We start from the raw sequence: 18,815 nt of genomic DNA on the forward strand, positions 1-18,815 counted from the left end.
TCATATCTCATCAAGAAACAGTTCGAGCACGTGCTTCAAACGCGCGTGCCGTTCGGTGACCAGCGCCCGCCCGGCGGATGTCCGGAACCCCTCGGCCAGCCTGAACAGCTTCGTCTTGAAGTGGTCGATGGCAAACGCCTTGTCGTCGAGCGGCCGGTCGGTAGCCAGCGGATCGGCCGGATCGTAGAGGCCCGACCCCATGCGACCGGCGATGTAGAAGCAGCGGGCCGCCCCGACCATGCCGATGGCATCCAGCCGGTCGGCGTCCTGCAGGATCTTCGCCTCCAGCGTCTCGGGCGAGATGTTGGCGGAAAAACTGTGGGCGGTAATGGCATGGGCGACCGCGGCAATATCCGTCTCGTCCCAGGAGAGTGCCGAAAGCACGTTCGACGCCTTGTCCGCCGCCAGCCGCGACGCCTCTGCCCGCAGCGGCGAATTCTTCTCCACCGCGACGCAGTCATGCAGCAGCACTGCAGCGGCGAGAACCCGCCCGTTGCCGCCCTCGGCTGCATGGATGCGCATGGCATTGCGGAAGACGCGCAGGATATGCGCGATGTCGTGCGACCCGTCGTCTCCCTCCGTCGCATGTGCCAGAAGCTGACGCGCGAGGTCATCGAAGGGGGTAAAGGCTGCGGCAAGCGGTGCGGTCACGGCTGGTCACCTTCCGCAGGTGAGGGGATGTTCGTCGAGGAGCGGGTCAGGATCTTCTGGTAGAACAGTCCGATCCCCATCAGCACTATGCCGAGCCCGATGAAGGAGAGCGCCCGCAGGATGCCTTCGAGGTTCGACATGTCGATGAGGAAGACCTTGATGACGGTGACGATCACCAGTCCGGCCGATGCCAGCCGCAGGCTGCGGGCGTCGAACCGCGATCCGAGGATCAGGCAGGCGACCCCGATTGCCAGCCAGACGACGGAATAGGTATAGGTCTCGCCCGGCAGGAAGTCCTTCCAGTCGGCGATATTCTCGCCCTGCCAGAAGCGCCGCACCGACAGCGTCGCCCAGAGAAAACCGAGAGCCGCGCCGCTCGCCGCCAGCATCGCCACATACGGCGCCGGCCGCTTGTCGCGCGCATAATAGGCAAGACCGGCATAGGCGATCGCCGGCAGGAGATAGCCAATCAGCAGCAGGTTGGCGAAGGGCCAGGCTCCGGTGCTCTCGCCGCTGAAATAGGGGTTGAGCGCAAAGACGTGCAGCGACAGCACGTTGATCGTGGCAATCACGCCGGCGATCATCGACCCGTAGCGGAAGACCGGGCTTGGCGCCTGCCGGTCGAGCGTCATCAGGGCAGCGGAGAAACCGACGGTCAGCAGCGTGTAGATCGACTGTTCAGCCAGCGTCGGGGTGCCGCCATAAAGCACGCCGCCGTTCATGGCGTGGCGCACGAGCACCGCCGCGGTCATCAGCACCATCAGCGAGGCGAGCGCCTGCAGGAAATTGCGCGCCCGCAGATCGGGCCAATGGCGCAGCTGGTAGGCGGCCAGCACCGAGAGCAGGGCCGGGATGCCGTAACCGGGCAAGAGCGCGTTGAGGAAAGGCGTCGTACCCAGCTGGCCCGGTCCCACCAGCGTCGGCTCCCAGGTGATCCGCGCAAAGATCACCAGCAGCGCCGCCGACATGGCCCAGGGCGGGGCGCTCCATGGGCGCTGGCGGGTGGCCAGCACATAGGCGAAGCCGAGGACGGAGAGAAGGACGGTGGTGACCAGCCCGTTCGTCAGCGCGTGAAGGGCAAAGGCGAAGGCGGCAAAGGATCCGAGCACGAGAAGATTGGCCACGCGCCGGCTGCCGCCCGCCTCCACAGCCCGGAACTGCCAGATGGCACCTGCAAGAAGCACGGCGCCAAGCAGGACGCCATAGAGCCCATGGGGCCAGTCGAGTCCCAGCAGGCCGAAATTGAGGAAGCTGATCGTGGCCAGCGTCACCGGCACCGCCGACATGAGGATGGCCCAGATCACGCTTAGCCGTCTCTCCTGCGGGCCGAAGCGCTTCAGGAACACGAAGCCGAGGAAGGTGAAGACGGCCCCCAGCAGCAGGCAGATGGCGATGTCTGCCGTGTAAACCGCAGCGACCGGTTCTGCCGCGTCGCCCACCACCGCAATTGTATCGAGACGGATCAGCGCCAGAAGGCCGCCGACGGTGACGGCGCCGGCGGCGGAGAGCAGCGTCGGCCAGACGGCATAGGATCGCCCGGCTCCGAGCGCTGCCAGCGCTGCAATCAGCGCCGCAGCGGCAAAGGTCGGGGAAACCTCGCCGGCATCGAAGGCGGCCAGCATCGCAAAGGAGGAGAGGAGAATGCCGATGGACACGGACAACCCGACACCGAGTGGCCGCCGCCGCAGGAATCTCAGCCGGCTTTCCTGGGCGGGATCAACCGGTTGCATGAACGTCCTCCCGGGCCAGACGAAGGCCGTCCCGGCGACCATGACGAGGAGCGCAAGCGTCGGCGGCAGCGGGTCGAACGTGTCGGAGGTCAGCACATAGACCAGCGCCCAGCAGGCCAGCCCGAGATTTGCCAGGGCCGGCAGCCGCAGCCAGTCGCGCTGGCGTGAAGCCGCAGCCGAGGCAAGCCAGACGATGGCGAGGAAGCCGAACAGAATGTCGGCGCTTGGCGCAGTGGACGCGACGAGCGCCGGCGTCAGGAGAGAAGCCGTGATCCCGAGCCCGGCGAGCGCCTGTCCGTGGAGGAGCGCCAGCGCCAGGGTCGCAAAGGAGATCAGGCCGAGGAGAGTAAAGGCCAGCGCCGGGCCGATGAAACCGTAGTAGCCATGGGCGGCATAGGTGGCGGCCAGCAGCGTCACCGCGCCGGCGGCGGTCAGCGCGCCCGGGATCATCGCATTGCCGTAGCGTTCGGACACCTGCGGCAATGCCTTGCGCCGGATGAGTTCGCCGGCGGCCACCAGCAGGAGGCCGAAGACCACCGCCAGCGTCAGCCGCGCCGCCGGCCCGAGCAGGCCGCTCTCGATCGAATAGCGGATCAGGAAAATGCCGCCGAAGGCAAGCGCGATGCCGCCGACCCAGACGGCCCAGCGGGCACCGAGACGGCTTTCGAAGGTGTCGCGCGCGGCGCTGGGCGGTGGTCCGGCATGTTGTGGAACCGGAGAGACCGTCTCGCGCGCGGCTGCCTCAACGGCCTCCGGTGCGATCTGGCGTTCTTCCGCATCGACGACATTTGCAGGAACGGCCGGAGCGACGGTGGGCTGGGCCTCGACCGGTGCCGGCATGGAGGTCGCACCAAGCTGCGCGCTTAGCGCCGACATCTCGTCCTCGAGGTGGGCAAGCCTTTGGGACGTTTTTCGTTGCCAGACAATGCCGACCACGATCAGAATAAGCAGCAACAGTTCCATGCAATCCGCCCTGGATGATTGTCCTGCTTATACATGCCGGGTTCGCTCTTCGGAAAGAGCACGCACGAATTAAGGTATCTGTCGTGTTTGGCGGTTCTGTACCATGGGTATGTCAAATTGAAATTGCGCAGCACTGTGTCATGTTCTACGGGACATGTTCGGACGATGTACGGGGGCTGAGACGATATGAACGACCTCATCGAAATCAAGAAATCACCGACCGGCATCGAAGGCTTTGATGAGTTGACCCTGGGCGGACTGCCCACCGGGCGCCCCACTTTGGTGTGCGGCTCGGCCGGTTGTGGCAAGACCCTCTTTGCCTCCACATTCCTGCTGAACGGCGCCCGCGAGTTCGATGAGCCAGGCCTCTTCGTGACCTTCGAGGAACGTCCGGTCGATATCGTCAGCAACGTCGCATCGCTCGGCTTCGGGATGGACGACCTGATTGCCGAGGGCAAGATCCAGATCGAGCACATCGCCGTCGACCCGGCCGAATTAGCGGAAATCGGTGATTACGACCTCGAGGGGCTGTTCCTGCGGCTCGAGCTCGCGATCGACGAGATCGGCGCCAAACGCATCGTGCTCGACACCATCGAGAGCCTGTTCTCCGCCTTCACCAATCCGGCAATCCTGCGCGCCGAGATCCGCCGGCTGTTCGACTGGCTGAAGGACAAGGGGATGACCACCGTCATCACCGGCGAGCGTGGCGATGGCAGTCTCACCCGCCAGGGCCTCGAGGAATACGTCTCCGACTGCGTGCTGCTCCTCGATCATCGGGTCTACAACCAGATCTCCACCCGCCGGCTGAGGATCGTCAAATACCGCGGCACGGCGCATGGCACCAACGAGTATCCGTTCCTGATCGACAGCGACGGCTTCAGCGTCCTGCCGGTCAGTTCGCTTGGCCTCAACCACAAGGTCAGCGAAGAGCGCATCCGCAGCGGCGTGCCCGATCTTGACGACATGCTGGTGGGCGGCGGCTTCTATCGCGGCTCCAGCATTCTGGTCAGCGGCGTTGCCGGATCCGGAAAGAGCTCTCTCTCCGCCTGCTTTGCCGCCGCCGCCTGTGAGGCCGGCGAAAGAGCCCTGTATTTTTCCTTCGAGGAATCGTCGGACCAGACGGTCCGCAACATGCGATCGATTGGCGTCGACCTGAAGCCGTGGATGGATCAGGGTCTCTTCCGTCACATCGCGGCCCGCCCCACCTTCTACAGCCTCGAAATGCATCTGGCCGTGATGCTGCGCGAGGTGACGCGCTTCAAGCCGAGCCTCGTCCTGGTCGATCCGATCTCCGCCTTCATCGGCAATGCCGACCAGCTCGAAGTGCAGGCGATGATGCTGCGCATGGTCGACTTCCTGAAGGCGCGCGGCGTGACCGGGGTTTTTACCCACCTGACTCACGGCCAGGGAGAGGCCGTCGAGACCGACGTCGGCCTGTCGTCGCTCATGGACGCCTGGATCCTGCTTCTCAACCGCGAGAGCAGTGGCGAATTCAATCGCGAGCTCTATCTCTTGAAGGCAAGAGGAACGGCACATTCAAATCAGGTGCGTGAATTCGTGTTGTCCAACGACGGGATCAAGCTTGTTCGGCCCTATATCGGCGAAGGTCGTGCGCTCACCGGGTCCGCGCGCCGGATCCAGGAGGCGCAGGATCGGCGCCGGGAATTCGAACGGGCAGCCGATGCCGAGCGCAAGCAGGCGGAAATCAGCCAGCGGCGGCAGCGGGTAAAGGCGGAAATCGATGCTCTGAACGCGGAGCTGGAGGCTGACGAGCTGGAGCTCGGACGCATTCGCCAGAATGAAGAAGTGTATGAGGCTCAGGCCGAGCGTGACCGGCTGCTGATTGAACAAAGTCGCCGGGCATAGCCGGGAGAAGGAACTCCACCATGGAAAACACTGAGGCGATAGGCGAGCCGCTCAAGCTCGTGCTCTACATTGCAGGCCAGACACCGAAGTCGGTTGCTGCCATCGAGAACCTCGAACGCATTTGCGCCAGCACGCCGGGCAGATATGCGGTCGAGGTCATCGACCTGAAAGCGTCGCCGCAGCTGGCGCGCGAACACAACATCGTCGCCATCCCCACCCTCGTGCGGCAACTGCCGGTTCCGATCCGCAAGATCATCGGCGATTTGTCGGACAAGGAAAAGGTCCTCGTGCATCTCAAGATAGGCAACTGACGTGATGGACGAAACCGCTCAGCAGGAATCCATGGTTGCGGAGCTTCGCCGCCGGCTCGACGAGGCGGAGGAAACCCTGCGCGCCATCCAGGAGGGCGAGGTGGATGCACTGGTGGTTCGTCCCTCTGACCGGCAGGAGGAGGTTTTCACCCTGGAGGGTGGAACCGCGTCCTATCACGCGTTCATGGAGGCCATGGACCTCGGCGCTGCTGCCTTCGACAGCAAAAGCCGGCTGCTCTACGCCAACAAGACCCTTCGCGAGCTCTTCAATCTCGGCGTCGGCATCGTGCAGACCGCCGATCTTCAGGATGCGCTGGACGACAAGAGCCGGGAGACGGTCACCGGTTTGATCCGGCAGGCCGGCGAAGCGAAGAGAACGGCGGAAATCCGGCTGGTGGGCGGACCGCAGGATCTCCATCTTCAGGTCACCGCCGCACCCCTTCGGATCGGCCTGGATACGGGCCTTGCGGTCACCTTCACGGATATCACCGCCCGCGTGCGCGGCGCTGCCGCCGAGGCATCCGAGCGTGCCGCTCATTCCATCATCGCCTCGGCCAACGAGGCCGTCGTCGTCTGTGATCTCGATGGCATCGTCACCCATGCCAATGCCGCAGTTGCGGGCATCTACTCCGGCAATCCGATCGGCAAGCGCTTCGAGGATGTGATCCCGCTGGTCCTTCTGGATACGACCGGGCTGCTACGGGCAAGCGACCTTGTGGCGCTGGCTGTCGGCGGCGCCTCGGTCCAGGGCATCGAGGCGACCGCGCCCGAGGCCCCGCGCGTCAAGGATCTCCTGATGTCGGCCGCACCGCTGCGCGTCGGAAGCGACAAGGCGAGCGGCTGCGTCATTACCATGGTGGACCTGTCGCAGCGGAAAGCGGCCGAAAAGCAGCAGCTGTTGCTGATGGGCGAGCTCGACCACCGGGTCAAGAACACCCTGGCGCTGGTCCTGTCGATCAGCAAGCGCACCGCCTCCACCGAAGACACCGTGCAAGGCTTCCAGTCGGCCTTTTCCGGTCGCATCCAGGCGCTTGCCGCAACCCACAACCTTTTGGCCGACAGGTCCTGGTCGTCGATCTCGGTGTCGGAAGTGATCGCCGCCGAAATCGAGCCCTTCATCGGCCAGTCGCAGTCTCGTCTGCAGCTCGAGGGTGTCGATGCGCTGATCACCCCTAGGGCGGCGATCGCGCTGGGCCTGGTTGTCCACGAACTGGCAACGAATGCGGTCAAATACGGTGCGCTGTCCGTGGAGCAGGGAAAGGTTCAGGTCAGGGTCTCGCTTCAGGAGGGCGAAGACTTCATGCGGATGGACTGGCTGGAGGTCGCTGGACCGAAGGTCGCCCCCCCGACGCGCAAGGGCTTCGGCCAGACCGTCATCACCCGCAGCATGCAGTACATGCAGAACGGCGGCGCCGAGCTCGAGTACGCGCCGGATGGCGTCCGGTGCTCTATCCGCGTGCCGATCGAGGACGTTGTGAACGCCTAGAAAATAGCTGCATTGCACCGTGCTGTGCAGTGCCGTGCTCTAAAAATGCGCATCTCAAATCACTGGCGAATTTGTGTGCAGATAGGGCTTGCGCGGTCCCCGCAAATGGGGTTTTGAATGTCATATTCAAAACCATACAGGGGGATCTCAAACATGTTCACGCGCAGACATCTGGCCAAGCTGGCCGCCGCCGCGCTGGTCGCCAGCGCCGGGTTTTCCATGCCGGCACTGGCGGATACGGCCATCAAGTTCACGCTCGACTGGAAGTTCGAGGGACCGGCCGCCGGCTTCCTGCTCGCGCTCGACAAGGGCTACTTCAAGGACGAAGGCCTCGATGTCACGATCGACAGCGGCAATGGCTCTGTCGAAGCCATTCCCCGCGTTTCGACCGGCACCTACCAGATGGGCTTCGGCGACATCAACTCGCTGATCAAGTTCCTCGACGAGGATCCGGCTCAGAAGGTCAAGGCCGTCATGATGGTCTATGAGCGCCCGACCTTCGCGGTCGTTGGACGCAAGTCGCTCGGCGTCACCGAGGATCCGAAGTCGCTGGAAGGCAAGAAGCTCGGTGCGCCGCCGCCGGACGGTGCCTTCGCCCAGTGGAAGGCCTTCAAGGAGGTCGCCGGCATCGACGACAGCAACATCACCATCGAATCGATCGGCTTCCCCGTCCGCGAGCCGATGCTCGCCAAGGGCGACGTCGACGCCGTCTTCGGCTTCGCCTTCTCCGTCATCCTGAACCTCAAGGCGCAGGGCATCGCCGACGACGACATCGCCACGATCCTGATGGCGGAAAACGGCCTCAACCTCTACGGCAACTCGGTGCTGGTGAACTCCGACTTCGCCGCCGAGAACCCGGAGGCCGTCAAGGGCTTCCTGAAGGCGCTCGCCAAGGGCTTTGCCGATGCGGTCGCCAATCCGGAAGAAGGCGTCGCCGCCGTCCTGAAGCGGAACGAGACGCTCAACACCGACATCGAACTCGAGCGGCTCAACATGGCGAACGCCATGAACATCAAGACGCCCTATGTCGTCGACAACGGCTTCGGTGGCGTCGACATGGAGCGGCTTGCCGCATCCATCGAGACGCTGAAGGTCTCCATGGGCCTCAAGGGCAATGTCACCGCCGAGCAGGTCTTCGACGCCAGCTTCCTGCCGCCCAAGGAAGAGCGCATGCTGCCTTGAGGCAGCCTTCCCCTCCCCAACCCCTCCCCACAAGGGGGGAGGGGCTTAACCTGCCCAGCACCCAATGTGGTGATTGGGGCATGGCCTGCCAGCATATCCTCTCCCCCTTGTGGGGGAGATGGCGGCAGGCCAGAGGGGGCCTTGGACCCGCGCTAACATGGACGGAGAACACATGTCCCACCTCGTTTCCATCGATGACGTCGACATGCGCTATGGCGGCGCCGATGGGACGCTCGCCGTCTCCGGCCTCACCATGCGCGTCGACCGGGGCGATTTCGCTGCGGTGGTGGGACCATCCGGCTGCGGCAAGTCGACCCTGATGAAGCTTGTCACCGGCCTGCACATCCCGCAGGCGGGAACGGTGATCGTTGCCGGTCAGCATGTGACGAAGCCGGTGTCGATCGTCGGCATGGCGTTCCAGAACCCGACGATGCTGCCGTGGCGCACGACGCTGGAAAACATCCTGCTGCCGCTCGAGATCGTCGAGAAACACCGCCACCGGCTGCGCGCGCACAAGAAGGAATACGTCGAGCAGGCCGAGAACCTCCTGGAACTGGTCGGGTTGAAGGGCTTCGGTTCGAAGTTCCCCTGGCAGCTCTCCGGCGGCATGCAGCAGCGCGCCAATCTCTGCCGCGCGCTCATCCACCAGCCGGACCTGCTGATGCTGGACGAGCCCTTCGGCGCCCTCGATGCCTTCACCCGTGAGGAACTCTGGTGCGTCATCCGCGACCTGCATGCGGCCCAGGGCGTGACCATCGTGCTGGTGACGCACGATCTGCGCGAGGCCTCCTTCCTCGCCGACAAGATCTTCGTGATGAGTGCCCGCCCGGGCAAGATCGTGCGCGAACACCGGGTGCCCTTTGCCCGGCCGCGCGATCTCGAGCTCATGTATGAGAAGGAATTCAACGATCTCGTCCACCAGTTGCACGGCGAGATCGCGACGGCGAGGATGGCAGCATGACCGTCGTGACGGAAGACAAGACAACTGCCGTCGTGCAGAAGCCGGGCGCGGTTCGCATCAACTGGGTCAGGTCTGCGCCCTGGCTTTACACCATCGGCCTGTTCGTCGTCTGGGAACTGCTGGTCATCGCCTTCGACACGCCGGTCACCATCCTGCCGGCGCCGAGCCGGATCTTCCAGGCCATCGTGCAGTACTGGTCGCCGATCTGGAAGAATTCGCTGCAGACGCTCTTCACCACCACGCTCGGCTTCGGGCTTGCGGTCATCGGCGGGCTGGCGATCGGCCTCTTCATCGGCTGGTCGAAGACGATCTATGCCGGCCTCTATCCGCTGATGATCGGCTTCAACGCCATTCCCAAGGTGGCCGTCGTGCCGATCCTGGTGATCTGGTTCGGCATCGGCACGATTCCGGCCGTCATCACCGCCTTCCTGATCTCCTTCTTCCCGATCGTCGTGAATGTCGCGACCGGTCTGGCGACCATCGAGCCGGAGACGGAGGACGTGCTGCGGGCGCTCGGCGCACGCAAGATCGACATCATGCTGAAGGTCGGCATCCCGCGCTCGATGCCCTATTTCTTCGGCTCGCTGAAGATCGCCATCACGCTCGCCTTCGTCGGCTCGGTGCTGAGCGAAACGGTCGCGTCGAACTACGGTCTCGGCAACATGATGAGTTCCGCCCAAAGCCAGTTCAACGTGCCGCTGGTCTTCGCGGGCCTGCTGATGCTGGCCATCGAAGGGATTGCCATGTACGCGCTGATGGCCTGGATCGAGAAGCGCATGACCGGCTGGGCGCACCGGTCGACCATGGCCAACTGACCGATGAAATGGCGGCGGAGCGGAAGCCTCGTGCAACCGCTCCGCCGCATCCTTGCCGTCAGGTCCGCGCCGAATCCGGTTCGTCCGACATCTGCAACAATGCCGGTGGTCCGCTGTCGCCGGGTGGGGCGTGGTAGGTGACCTGAGGGTAGGGGATGGTGATGCCCTGGGAATCGAAGGCTTCTTTCACCGCCTTGGTGATGTCGCGGCTCGTCATCCACCAGACCGAGCTGTTCGCCCAGTAGCGCAGCGCGAGCACAACCGAATTGTCGCCGAGATCCATGACGAAGGCGGAAGGCTCCGGCGTGTCCAGCACCCGATCGTCCTTGCGCACGATATCGAGCATGATGGCGAGCGCCTTGTCGATGTCGTCCTCATAGGCGATGCCGACCTTGAAGTCGTGCATGCGCGTGGCAAGCCGGCTGTAGTTGGTGACCGGCACGTTCCAGAGCAGGGAGTTCGGCGCCAGCCGGTAGAGCCCGTCATAGGTCTTCAGCTCGGTGGCGAAGAGGCCGATGTCCTGCACGATGCCGTTGATGTTGCCGGTGTCGATGTATTCGCCGACGCGGAACGGGCGCAGCACCAGCAGCATGATCCCGGCTGCAATGTTCTGCAGCGTTCCCTGCAGGGCAAGCCCGATCGCCAGGCCGATGGCGCCAAGGGCCGCGAGGATGGACGCCGTCTGCACGCCGAACTGTCCCAGCACCATTACGAAGACGAGAACAAGAACGGCGTAGCGGATCACGTTGGAGAAGAAATGCGCCAGCGTCACGTCGATGCCGTGGATGCGCGACAGGCCGCGGAAGGCCCAGCGGCTGAGCATCCCGGATGCGATCCAGCCGACGAAGAGAAGGAGCAGCGCGCCGACGATCGAGAAGGAATACTGGACGGCCAGCGCCGCGAGTTGGGCGAGGGCGGCGCGACTTGCGACCACGATATCGGATGCCTGTTCCATGCGTGTGAGTGCTCCTTTCCTCAAGCCCAGGGGGTAATTGGAGCTGCAGGTGCAGAGGTCAAGGAACGCAGGTAAACTTCGCGGATTTATCCGTAACCATAAGAAATAAATGGGGAATTTAGAGATCCGACCGGAGCGGCAGAACGAACGAGGCGCGGCCGTCGGTTTCGCTGCCGCGGCCGATCTCCCGGATGGCGGCCACAAGCCGCCCCTCCCGCCCGAGCAGCTTGTCGCCGAACTCGATGAGGCGGGTATTGGGCGTCGCGTGCGGCGCCACGCTTCTAAGCCGCCGCGCCAGGGCAAGGTCGTCCTCATCCGGATCGACGGCGAGCGACGCGATCACGGCCGCCGCAGGCGAGCGCGACACACCCATCCAGCAGTGGATCACCATCGGCGCCACCCTGTCCCACTGCCGGGCGAACGCAATGAGTTGTTCCACATGGCTTTCGGCCGGCGCGATCAGGTCGCCGGTGCCGGCAAAGGCGATGTCGTTCATCCTGAGCGTCAGGTGCTGCGCGGCGGGCACGAGGCCCGGCCGGTGAAACTCGTGCTTCTCCGCCATCAGGCTCACCATGTGGCTCGCCTTGTGGCGTACCGCCAGTTCCGCGATGCTGGCAAGCGGACAGACGACGATCGCGCTCATGCCGGGGCCCCCGATGTTCGTCCCGCGTCCAGCTCCGCAAACCGCTGCAGGAACAGCGACTGCGCCTCCAGGGCGGGCATGGGCTGGAGCGGCAGCATGTCCACCGTGATGCCGCGCGGCTGTCCGAAGAACTTCTGCGCCTCCTGGGTCGAGAAGCCGGCAAGCACGGTCGCCTCGAAGAAGGCGGCCACCGTGTCGGCCTTCTTGATCCGCGCCTTCGTCTCGCGGCTGGCATGCGCCGGCAGGCCGAAGCGCAGGTGGATGGCCGCCTCCAGCCGGTGTTCGACCGCCTTGTAGCCGCCGCCGACGACGGACTTGAACGGCGAGATCATGTCGCCGATTACATATTCGGGCGCATCATGCAGCAGCGCCATCATCAGGCACTGCGCGTCTGCCTCGTTGCTGCGGCGAAAGACCTCCTCCACCACCAGGCAGTGTTGCGCCACCGAGAAGGCATGGTCGCCACGCGTCTGGCCGTTCCAGCGCGCGACACGGGCAAGCCCGTGGGCGATGTCGGAGATCTCCACGTCGAGCGGCGAGGGATCGAGCAGGTCGAGCCGCCGTCCCGAAAGCATGCGCTGCCAGGCGCGAACCGGTTTGGCGGCACTCACGCGTCTGCCTCGTCGTCTCCGGCGGGAAAGGCAAGCCCGCTCCAGTCGGGCAGGCTTGCGGTGACGGCCACATCGCCGGCCATCAGCGGGAGACCGGCAGTGAGTGCCGATCCGACCCGATCAATGCGGACAATGGCGAGGCCGGTCTCCCCGCAGACCGTGCCCAACGCGCCGACCGACTTTCCGCCGGCGGTAATGGCAGTGCCCGTCGCTGGAAGCTCGGCCGCAGCGTGGATTTCGACCAGCCGCCGCCGGGCCGTGCCGCGGTGCTGCATGCGCGACACCACTTCCTGTCCCACATAGCAGCCCTTGCGGAAGGAGAGCCCGCCGTTCAGATCCATCAGCACGTCATGCGGAAAGGCGTCCTGGAGTGCGAAGTCCGCACCGGAGACGGCAACTCCCGCTTCGATCCGCAGGGCGTCGTAGTCCCCCACCGGCGTTTCGTCAGAAATCGGTCCCGGCCGCCGGACAAGACGGATGCCCGCCTTCGTAAAACGCAGATCGGCCGGTCCCGCCTCATCCGCATGCTCGCCCCAGGTCACGGTGGTGCCCTCGTCCTGCAGGAGGGCAATCTCGACCGGCGCCCGCAGCTTGTACATCGTCAGGCGGCGCAGCAGCGCATCCTGCTGCGAGACGTCCGTCTCCAGCACGAAGGCGTCGCCGTCACGCCAGACGGTGAAGTCGAACAGGATCTTGCCTTGCGGCGTCAGCAAGGCACCCGGACGCGCTTCGCCTGCGGCAAGCGCGGGGAGATCCGTGGTGATGAGGTTCTGCAGGAACGGCTCTGCGTCCGGCCCGGAGACGCGGACGAAGCGTCGCTCTGGAAGATAGGCGGCTGGCATGGCGTGACTCGGATGTTGTTGCTGGCCCTCAGTTAGGCCTTTGCCGGCAAGGCAGCAAGAGCGGCATGCGCTTCCGCGCTCAGTCCCCGCTCGTGAGCGACTTCCATTCCCCGTCCGGCGTGATGCTGAGCCGGTAGAAATTGTAGTTGCCGCCTTCTTCCATGCCCATGAGGTCGCCGGCCGTGACGATGCGCAGCAGCTCCACCCGCTCCGGAGGCGTGAGGGAAGCCAGCGGCTTGCCGGCGAAATAGGGCCAGACATAGGCCTCGTCGGATGTCCCGGCATCCATCCGCGCCGCGCCGGTGGACAGAATATCGAGGAGGATGGCGAGGATTTCCAAGCCTTCCGGATCGCCCGAAAGCCCGCGCATGGCGTCAACCGGCTCGCCATCTCCGTTGTCCACCTGGGTCTGCCGTGGGCCGGGATCGGTGAGCGGACGCAGGCGTTCGTAGTCGCCGGAGGCTGCAGCCTCGACGATCAGCTCCCGCATCCGCCGAACGGGCTCCGGAAGCTGTGACACATCGAGGATGATCTCGGCGTCCTGCGGATCTGGCTCGGAGACAGGAAGGTCGGCTTCGTCGGACTGATCGGTTGACCGGCGGTTGATCAGCGGCTCGGGGAGCGGAAGCCCCGGTGGCTTCTCCAGGGTCTCTGCCTCGAAGCCTGGAGTGCCCCGGGTGTCACCGATGCCGAATTCCGACAGCGCGAGCGCCTTGGGCGGGGAGGCAAAAGTCGCCGTCAGAATCGCGGCAACCGCCAACGCGCGGCAACTGGTCATTGGCCTAAGGTCCGGAGCATCCCGCATAGGAGGCCTCGGACATCACTGCACGATGCGTTCCGGCGAAAATTCACCTGCAAGCATGCGATCGCGAAGGGTTTCGAGAATGGCTTCCGCGCCGTGTTCGCCATGGATGCGAATCGTTTCGCGCATGGCCAGAGCAAAGGCGGCGTCGGCGATGATCTCAGGTTCGATGCCGTCGGCAACGCCGTCGGCCCAAGCCTCATGCTGGTATTCCAGGGCCACCTGCATCTTCTCATGGACAATCATGTCGTCGATTTCGTTGCGGCCAGTCTGCATCATGTCTTCCTCGGTTACCCGTGGGTTACTGCGTTGTTAAGGACTCTAGCAGCCTTTTACCAAAACGACACGGCTTGCCGGCGAAAGAGGTAAATAATGCCCTAATTTCCGAACCGTGCCGCAATTTCTGCAGCGAGTGTTGCGCCTTCGTTACGGTAGCGCTCTTCCGCGGTGCGCGCCGAGTCGGTGCAGGAGGCGTGAACCGACGCAAACGACCGGTAGCCGCGATTGAAGGCGGCGGTCAAGCGCTCGCGCCGCCGCGGTTCGCTTGCGGTCTCTGCATCCAGCAGTTCCTGCATGGATTGCCGCCAGTCGCCGTCCTCTTCGCCGCACAGCGAGCGCAGGTAATGGATCGATCCGAGGATCTCGGAAAGCCTGGCAAGCTGCGCGTCGTAGGGCGCCGGCTTTGCCTCTTCCACCGGCGATGGTGGGGAGGCAGAGGGACCGGACGGCACCGTTTCCTGGGCCGCAAGCGGCCCGGCGAGGGCAAGCAGCAGAGCAATACCGGCATGGGCGCGCAGGACAGGGGACATGGTTTTTCTTGAACTCACCGTGATAGCAGCCGTTCGGCGCAATCCAGCACGCTTGCCGGCACCGGCAGGGCGCGAATCTCCTCCACCGTATACCATCCCTGATCCGCCGCATCATCTGCCGCAATGGCTTCCATCGCCGCATCGGCCTGAACCAGGAACACGGAGAGAAAGAAGTGGCTGGCAGCCTCGCCGTTATCTCCGTCCGACTTCAGGTCATAGGTGGCAAACAGCTCCGGGCCGTGTGCCGTGATCCCGGTTTCCTCGAAGAATTCCCGCAGCGCCGTCTGCTCCGGCGTCTCGCCCGGTTCGGCACGACCGCCGGGAAACGCATAGAAATTGGCGGCAGGCGGATTGCGCCGGCGGATGAGCAGGAAGCGGCCCTCCCGCTCGAGAATTGCGGAGGAGGCGCGTTGTGGAAGCGTTTCTGCGGTTTGGTCATTCATGGCTGCCAAGGTAGAACGATTGTCTCCCGATTCAAACGCCAGGCCGCGAAATGAAAGCCTATTTCCTCTTCTCGATTGCAGCGCTCGCGGAAATCGCCGGCTGTTTCGCCTTCTGGGCCTGGTGGCGGCTCGACAAGCCGGTCTGGTGGCTGGCGCCCGGCATGCTGTCGCTGGCGATCTTCGCCGGCGTTCTGGCGCTCGTTCCAAGCGATGCCGCCGGCCGCACCTATGCCGCCTATGGCGGCATCTACATCGTCGCCTCGCTGCTGTGGCTCTGGCTGGTGGAGGGACGCCTGCCGGACCGCTGGGATGTCGGCGGCGGTCTCGTCTGCCTCGCCGGCGCCGCGTTGATTCTCTTCGGCCCGCGCGGCTAGCGGCCTTCTTGACCAACCCGGGAGCCGGTGCGATGACAGGCGCATGTGTGGACGCTACGCCCTGACCGCAACGCCGGAGGAAATCCTGCATTTCCTGAGCGTCGTCGATATCGATTCCTTCCCGGCCCGCTACAACATCGCGCCGACGCAGCCGGTGCTGGTTGTCATCGGTTCCGAGCGTGAGCGGCCGGGCAGCAATCTGCCCGAGCGCCGTGCGCTCCTGGCCCGCTGGGGCTTCATCCCGGGATGGTTGAAAGATCCGGGCGAGTTTCCGCTCCTGATCAATGCCCGTTCGGAGACGGCTGCGGAGAAGGCATCCTTCCGGGCGGCGATGCGGCATCGGCGCATTCTCGTGCCCGCCTCCGGCTTCTACGAATGGCGCCGCCCGCCCAAGGAGACGGGCGTGAAGCCGCAGGCCTACTGGATCCGCCCGAAGGCCGGCGGGCTGCTCGCCTTCGGCGGCCTGATGGAGACCTACGCATCGGCGGAAGGCTCGGAGGTGGACACCGCCGCCATCCTGACCACCCGGGCGAATGCCGCGGTTCGCCTGATCCATGACCGCATGCCGGTCGTCATCAGGCCGGAAGACTTCAGCCGCTGGCTGGACTGCAGGACCCAGGAGCCGCGCGCGGTGGCCGATCTGATGCAGCCCGTCGAGGACGAATTCTTCGAGGCAATTCCCGTCTCCGACCTCGTCAACAAGGTCTCCAACATGGGGCCGGACGTCCAGAAGCCTGTTGCGCTCGCCGAACCCACCGAACCTCCCCGGAAGCCGTCGAAGGGCGAAAGCCCGCAGATGTCGCTCTTCTGATTTCCTCCAGCCAATCCATCAGGTCTGACAGTCATGCTCTCTGCAACAGTTTCCGGCTTTGCGCTCGGCGGTTCGCTGATCATCGCCATCGGCGCCCAGAACGCCTTCATCCTGCGCCAAGGCCTCATCCGCCGTCACGTCTTCGTCCTCTGCCTGATCTGCGCGCTGTCGGACGCTCTGCTGATCGGGGCAGGGGTCGCGGGCCTGGGGTCGATCATATCGCGCTCGCCGACGCTGATCACGGTCGTCACACTGGCCGGCGCCGCCTTCCTGGCGACCTATGCGGCCATGGCGTTCCGGCGCGCCTGGCGGCCGGCGGCAATGGTGGCGGGAAGCCCGCAGGGCATGGACCTGAAGCAGGCGATCGCCACCTGCCTCGCCTTCACCTTCCTCAACCCGCACGTCTATCTCGATACGGTGGTGCTGCTGGGAAGCCTTTCGGCAGCCTTCGAGGGCCGCGAGCGGGCAGCCTACGGCATCGGAGCGGCGGTCGCATCCTTCGTATGGTTCTTCGGGCTTGGATATGGTGCGCGGCTGCTGGCGCCGCTCTTTGCCAGACCCGCCGCCTGGCGGGTCCTGGACATCCTCATCGGAGTGGTGATGAGCCTGCTTGCCCTTGGACTGCTGTTCAGTCTCGGCAGCGCGGGCTGAGCGGCCCGATCAGCCGGCTGGCTTGAGAGCCTGCTTCGGCTTCAGCATCAGGGCGGCAGCAACGACGGCCTTCAGGCCGAGCGGACGGTAGGGATGGGCCTGCGCTTCGGTCTTGGCCTGCTCTGCTGCTGCACTGTTCTCGGTGGTCACGGGGTCTCTCCTCACGCTGGCGATTCAGACAGTCGATGGACTGGTGAATCGGCTTTCGTCTGGAAAACGGGCGGAATAGTGGCGGCCGGCGCCGTCACCTTCGCCCGCCGCCCGCACCTCGAAAAAGCCTTGCAGACTGTGACAGTTCCGCCTCGAAAGGCGGCGCCGAGGCCTAGACGTTGGCCTCGTCGTCCTCGATCGTCAGCGTCCCGTAGCGGCGATGCCAGAGACGGGCGCTGAAGGGGAGGAAGGCGAGATAGGCAACAACCGTGATCACCAGCACCTGCCACGTATAGCTCATCAGCAGGGCGACATAGAGCACGCCGGCAAGCAGGATCGGCAGCATCAGGTCGCGCCGGACCTTGGTCTGGGACTTGCCCGACCACACGGGCACGCGGCTCACCAGCAGGTAGCCGATCAGAACGGTGTAGGCGACGCTGCCATAGACGAAGACGGGGGAGGGTTCCACGCCGAGGAAGCCGAGATAGACCGGCAGCAGCACCAGCACGGCGCCGAGCGGCGCCGGCACGCCGACGAAGAATTCCGACTGCCAGGCCGCCTTCTCCTGCCGCTCCTCCATCACGTTGAAGCGCGCCAGCCGAAGGCCTGCACCAATGGCGTAGATGAGGGCGGCGATCCAGCCCAGCGAGCGGGCATGATCCAGCAGGAAGGCGTAGGAGACGAGGGCGGGCGCCACGCCGAAGTTGATGATGTCGGCAAGCGAATCCATCTGCACGCCGAAGCGGGAGTTTGCCTTGAGGAGCCGCGCGACACGCCCGTCGATACCATCGAGGAATGCGGCCAGCAGCACCATGGCGACGGCCAACTCGTACCGGCCTTCGAAGCCGAGACGGATGCCTGTCAGTCCGGCGCAGATCGCCAACACGGTGATGAGGTTCGGGACCATCAGCCGGATCGGGATCTCCCTCAACCGCGGGCCCCGGCCGCTATCGTCGGGCCGGGCCGTCTCTGTCGAGGTGTCTGGCGTCTCCATGGTGTCTCCTTGCTGTTAGCTGCGGCGGCTGATGGTTGGACCCTTGGTCGACCCGAATTCGGCAATGACGGTCTCGCCGCCGTAGGTCCGCTGGCCAACGGAAACGCGCGGCTGCGCGCCGGCTGGCAGCAGAACGTCGAGACGCGAGCCGAAGCGGATGAGACCGAATCGCTCGCCGGCATTCACCGGTTCGGTGGGCTTGACCCAGCAGACGATGCGGCGGGCAACCAGACCGGCGATCTGCACGACGCCGATGTTGCCGTGGCGCGTCTCGATCACCATGCCGTTGCGTTCGTTGTCTTCGCTGGCCTTGTCGAGTTCGGCATTGACGAACTGGCCGGCGCGATACTGGATGGTGGTCACCTGTCCACGCACCGGCGACCGGTTGATGTGGCAGTCGAACACGTTCATGAACACGGAGATGCGCAGCATGGGCTCCGTGCCGAGGTTCATTTCCGCCGGCGGCACGACCATCTGTACGGAGGACACGCGGCCGTCGGCCGGGCTCAGCACCAGATCGTCGTCCTGCGGCACGACGCGCTCGGGATCGCGGAAGAAGTAGGCGCACCACAGCGTCAGGACGAGGCCGATCCAGAACAGCGGCTCGGCGATCCAGCCGAGAATGAGCGACGCCACGAAGAAGGCGGCGATGAACACGTAGCCTTCCTTGTGGATGGGCACGAGCGTGTTGCGGATGGTATCGAACAGATTGCTCAACGGGGTCTCCTGGGATTGTCAGTTAACGCTGACTACTAGCAAACCGTT

General features: G+C 64.7%; 22 protein-coding genes. 9 read left to right on the forward strand and 13 right to left on the reverse strand.

Annotation, left to right across the window (positions count from 1 at the left end; genetic code table 11):
- Together EO99_RS0109500 and EO99_RS0109505 are read right to left on the reverse strand one after the other, a co-directional pair.
- Nucleotides 1-651, reverse strand: coding sequence for an HD domain-containing protein (locus tag EO99_RS0109500; RefSeq protein WP_029618409.1), 651 nt, complete (start codon nucleotides 649-651; stop codon nucleotides 1-3).
- On the reverse strand, nucleotides 648-3,344 hold the full coding sequence (locus EO99_RS0109505) for a DUF2339 domain-containing protein (RefSeq protein WP_051679790.1): 2,697 nt from the start codon (nucleotides 3,342-3,344) through the stop codon (nucleotides 648-650). The genes EO99_RS0109500 and EO99_RS0109505 overlap by 4 nt, the downstream gene beginning before the upstream one ends.
- Before the next feature lie 186 nt (nucleotides 3,345-3,530).
- Here EO99_RS0109505 and kaiC point away from each other — a divergent pair, with 186 nt between their 5' ends.
- The 6 genes from kaiC to EO99_RS0109535 all read left to right on the forward strand — a co-directional run bounded on the left by kaiC (nucleotide 3,531) and on the right by EO99_RS0109535 (nucleotide 9,965).
- On the forward strand, nucleotides 3,531-5,210 hold the full coding sequence (gene kaiC / locus EO99_RS0109510) for a circadian clock protein KaiC (protein WP_029618411.1): 1,680 nt from the start codon (nucleotides 3,531-3,533) through the stop codon (nucleotides 5,208-5,210).
- 20 nt (nucleotides 5,211-5,230) lie between these two features.
- The gene (locus tag EO99_RS0109515; protein ID WP_029618412.1) at nucleotides 5,231-5,521 is read left to right on the forward strand and encodes a circadian clock KaiB family protein; all 291 of its coding nucleotides are present in this window, start codon (nucleotides 5,231-5,233) and stop codon (nucleotides 5,519-5,521) included.
- A 4-nt stretch (nucleotides 5,522-5,525) separates the two neighbouring features.
- The gene (locus EO99_RS0109520; RefSeq protein ID WP_235776798.1) at nucleotides 5,526-7,007 is read left to right on the forward strand and encodes a sensor histidine kinase; all 1,482 of its coding nucleotides are present in this window, start codon (nucleotides 5,526-5,528) and stop codon (nucleotides 7,005-7,007) included.
- Nucleotides 7,008-7,160: 153 nt separating this feature from the next.
- Nucleotides 7,161-8,189, forward strand: coding sequence for an ABC transporter substrate-binding protein (locus EO99_RS0109525; RefSeq protein ID WP_029618414.1), 1,029 nt, complete (start codon nucleotides 7,161-7,163; stop codon nucleotides 8,187-8,189).
- A 172-nt stretch (nucleotides 8,190-8,361) separates the two neighbouring features.
- Nucleotides 8,362-9,150 carry an ABC transporter ATP-binding protein gene (locus EO99_RS0109530; protein ID WP_029618415.1) on the forward strand — a complete coding sequence of 263 codons (789 nt, stop codon included), beginning with the start codon at nucleotides 8,362-8,364 and terminating at the stop codon, nucleotides 9,148-9,150.
- Complete coding sequence (locus tag EO99_RS0109535; protein WP_029618416.1) at nucleotides 9,147-9,965, forward strand: ABC transporter permease; 819 nt, start codon at nucleotides 9,147-9,149, stop codon at nucleotides 9,963-9,965. The genes EO99_RS0109530 and EO99_RS0109535 overlap by 4 nt, the downstream gene beginning before the upstream one ends.
- A 58-nt stretch (nucleotides 9,966-10,023) precedes the next feature.
- Here EO99_RS0109535 and EO99_RS0109540 read toward each other — a convergent pair whose 3' ends face one another.
- The 8 genes from EO99_RS0109540 to EO99_RS0109575 form a co-directional block, all read right to left on the reverse strand.
- Nucleotides 10,024-10,920, reverse strand: a complete 897-nt coding sequence (locus EO99_RS0109540; RefSeq protein WP_029618417.1) for a mechanosensitive ion channel family protein — start codon at nucleotides 10,918-10,920, stop codon at nucleotides 10,024-10,026.
- A gap of 118 nt (nucleotides 10,921-11,038) precedes the next feature.
- On the reverse strand, nucleotides 11,039-11,563 hold the full coding sequence (locus EO99_RS0109545) for a tyrosine phosphatase family protein (protein WP_029618418.1): 525 nt from the start codon (nucleotides 11,561-11,563) through the stop codon (nucleotides 11,039-11,041).
- Complete coding sequence (locus EO99_RS0109550) at nucleotides 11,560-12,138, reverse strand: YfbR-like 5'-deoxynucleotidase (protein WP_156034719.1); 579 nt, start codon at nucleotides 12,136-12,138, stop codon at nucleotides 11,560-11,562. The genes EO99_RS0109545 and EO99_RS0109550 overlap by 4 nt, the downstream gene beginning before the upstream one ends.
- A 32-nt stretch (nucleotides 12,139-12,170) precedes the next feature.
- Nucleotides 12,171-13,016 (reverse strand): CAF17-like 4Fe-4S cluster assembly/insertion protein YgfZ, encoded by an 846-nt coding sequence (ygfZ, locus tag EO99_RS0109555; protein WP_029618420.1) that lies wholly within the window; start codon nucleotides 13,014-13,016, stop codon nucleotides 12,171-12,173.
- A 79-nt stretch (nucleotides 13,017-13,095) separates the two neighbouring features.
- A complete protein-coding gene (locus tag EO99_RS0109560) occupies nucleotides 13,096-13,794 on the reverse strand; it encodes a hypothetical protein (RefSeq protein WP_029618421.1) in 699 nt (232 codons plus the stop codon).
- 42 nt (nucleotides 13,795-13,836) lie between these two features.
- The gene (locus EO99_RS0109565) at nucleotides 13,837-14,094 is read right to left on the reverse strand and encodes a hypothetical protein (RefSeq protein WP_029618422.1); all 258 of its coding nucleotides are present in this window, start codon (nucleotides 14,092-14,094) and stop codon (nucleotides 13,837-13,839) included.
- A gap of 101 nt (nucleotides 14,095-14,195) precedes the next feature.
- A complete protein-coding gene (locus EO99_RS0109570) occupies nucleotides 14,196-14,627 on the reverse strand; it encodes a TIGR02301 family protein (RefSeq protein WP_029618423.1) in 432 nt (143 codons plus the stop codon).
- A gap of 14 nt (nucleotides 14,628-14,641) precedes the next feature.
- The gene (locus tag EO99_RS0109575; RefSeq protein ID WP_029618424.1) at nucleotides 14,642-15,070 is read right to left on the reverse strand and encodes an NUDIX hydrolase; all 429 of its coding nucleotides are present in this window, start codon (nucleotides 15,068-15,070) and stop codon (nucleotides 14,642-14,644) included.
- Between the two features lie 50 nt (nucleotides 15,071-15,120).
- Between EO99_RS0109575 and EO99_RS0109580 the strand changes: the two genes are divergently transcribed.
- The 3 genes from EO99_RS0109580 to EO99_RS0109590 are packed head-to-tail and all read left to right on the forward strand — an operon-like array spanning nucleotide 15,121 to nucleotide 16,906.
- Nucleotides 15,121-15,444, forward strand: coding sequence for a YnfA family protein (locus tag EO99_RS0109580; RefSeq protein WP_029618425.1), 324 nt, complete (start codon nucleotides 15,121-15,123; stop codon nucleotides 15,442-15,444).
- A 43-nt stretch (nucleotides 15,445-15,487) separates the two neighbouring features.
- Nucleotides 15,488-16,255, forward strand: coding sequence for an SOS response-associated peptidase (locus EO99_RS0109585; RefSeq protein ID WP_029618426.1), 768 nt, complete (start codon nucleotides 15,488-15,490; stop codon nucleotides 16,253-16,255).
- A gap of 33 nt (nucleotides 16,256-16,288) precedes the next feature.
- Nucleotides 16,289-16,906, forward strand: coding sequence for a LysE/ArgO family amino acid transporter (locus tag EO99_RS0109590; RefSeq protein WP_029618427.1), 618 nt, complete (start codon nucleotides 16,289-16,291; stop codon nucleotides 16,904-16,906).
- A 9-nt stretch (nucleotides 16,907-16,915) separates the two neighbouring features.
- Here the strand turns inward: EO99_RS0109590 and EO99_RS27990 are convergent, their stop codons facing one another.
- The 3 genes from EO99_RS27990 to EO99_RS0109605 form a co-directional block, all read right to left on the reverse strand.
- Nucleotides 16,916-17,056 carry a hypothetical protein gene (locus EO99_RS27990; RefSeq protein ID WP_173425142.1) on the reverse strand — a complete coding sequence of 47 codons (141 nt, stop codon included), beginning with the start codon at nucleotides 17,054-17,056 and terminating at the stop codon, nucleotides 16,916-16,918.
- 172 nt (nucleotides 17,057-17,228) lie between these two features.
- Nucleotides 17,229-18,050, reverse strand: coding sequence for a CDP-diacylglycerol--serine O-phosphatidyltransferase (pssA, locus tag EO99_RS0109600; RefSeq protein WP_029618428.1), 822 nt, complete (start codon nucleotides 18,048-18,050; stop codon nucleotides 17,229-17,231).
- 15 nt (nucleotides 18,051-18,065) lie between these two features.
- Nucleotides 18,066-18,767: a phosphatidylserine decarboxylase gene (locus tag EO99_RS0109605; protein ID WP_029618429.1), complete on the reverse strand. Its 702-nt coding sequence runs from the start codon at nucleotides 18,765-18,767 to the stop codon at nucleotides 18,066-18,068.
- Nucleotides 18,768-18,815: the final 48 nt, after the last annotated feature.

Source organism: Pseudorhizobium marinum, from assembly GCF_000705355.1.
Lineage (GTDB): Bacteria > Pseudomonadota > Alphaproteobacteria > Rhizobiales > Rhizobiaceae > Neorhizobium > Neorhizobium pelagicum.

Excerpts from the sequence above, each read along its gene's own strand:
- EO99_RS0109505 (WP_051679790.1), bottom strand. The coding sequence starts at position 3,344 with ATGGAACTGTTGCTGCTTATTCTGATCGTGGTCGGCATTGTCTGGCAA.
- EO99_RS0109530 (WP_029618415.1), top strand. The coding sequence starts at position 8,362 with ATGTCCCACCTCGTTTCCATCGATGACGTCGACATGCGCTATGGCGGC.
- EO99_RS0109520 (WP_235776798.1), top strand. The coding sequence starts at position 5,526 with ATGGACGAAACCGCTCAGCAGGAATCCATGGTTGCGGAGCTTCGCCGC.
- EO99_RS0109570 (WP_029618423.1), bottom strand. The coding sequence starts at position 14,627 with ATGTCCCCTGTCCTGCGCGCCCATGCCGGTATTGCTCTGCTGCTTGCC.
- EO99_RS0109550 (WP_156034719.1), bottom strand. The coding sequence starts at position 12,138 with ATGCTTTCGGGACGGCGGCTCGACCTGCTCGATCCCTCGCCGCTCGAC.
- pssA (WP_029618428.1), bottom strand. The coding sequence starts at position 18,050 with ATGGAGACGCCAGACACCTCGACAGAGACGGCCCGGCCCGACGATAGC.
- EO99_RS0109540 (WP_029618417.1), bottom strand. The coding sequence starts at position 10,920 with ATGGAACAGGCATCCGATATCGTGGTCGCAAGTCGCGCCGCCCTCGCC.
- ygfZ (WP_029618420.1), bottom strand. The coding sequence starts at position 13,016 with ATGCCAGCCGCCTATCTTCCAGAGCGACGCTTCGTCCGCGTCTCCGGG.
- kaiC (WP_029618411.1), top strand. The coding sequence starts at position 3,531 with ATGAACGACCTCATCGAAATCAAGAAATCACCGACCGGCATCGAAGGC.
- EO99_RS0109545 (WP_029618418.1), bottom strand. The coding sequence starts at position 11,563 with ATGAGCGCGATCGTCGTCTGTCCGCTTGCCAGCATCGCGGAACTGGCG.
- EO99_RS0109580 (WP_029618425.1), top strand. The coding sequence starts at position 15,121 with ATGAAAGCCTATTTCCTCTTCTCGATTGCAGCGCTCGCGGAAATCGCC.
- EO99_RS0109575 (WP_029618424.1), bottom strand. The coding sequence starts at position 15,070 with ATGAATGACCAAACCGCAGAAACGCTTCCACAACGCGCCTCCTCCGCA.
- EO99_RS0109525 (WP_029618414.1), top strand. The coding sequence starts at position 7,161 with ATGTTCACGCGCAGACATCTGGCCAAGCTGGCCGCCGCCGCGCTGGTC.
- EO99_RS0109565 (WP_029618422.1), bottom strand. The coding sequence starts at position 14,094 with ATGCAGACTGGCCGCAACGAAATCGACGACATGATTGTCCATGAGAAG.
- EO99_RS0109585 (WP_029618426.1), top strand. The coding sequence starts at position 15,488 with ATGTGTGGACGCTACGCCCTGACCGCAACGCCGGAGGAAATCCTGCAT.
- EO99_RS0109535 (WP_029618416.1), top strand. The coding sequence starts at position 9,147 with ATGACCGTCGTGACGGAAGACAAGACAACTGCCGTCGTGCAGAAGCCG.
- EO99_RS0109590 (WP_029618427.1), top strand. The coding sequence starts at position 16,289 with ATGCTCTCTGCAACAGTTTCCGGCTTTGCGCTCGGCGGTTCGCTGATC.
- EO99_RS0109515 (WP_029618412.1), top strand. The coding sequence starts at position 5,231 with ATGGAAAACACTGAGGCGATAGGCGAGCCGCTCAAGCTCGTGCTCTAC.
- EO99_RS0109560 (WP_029618421.1), bottom strand. The coding sequence starts at position 13,794 with ATGACCAGTTGCCGCGCGTTGGCGGTTGCCGCGATTCTGACGGCGACT.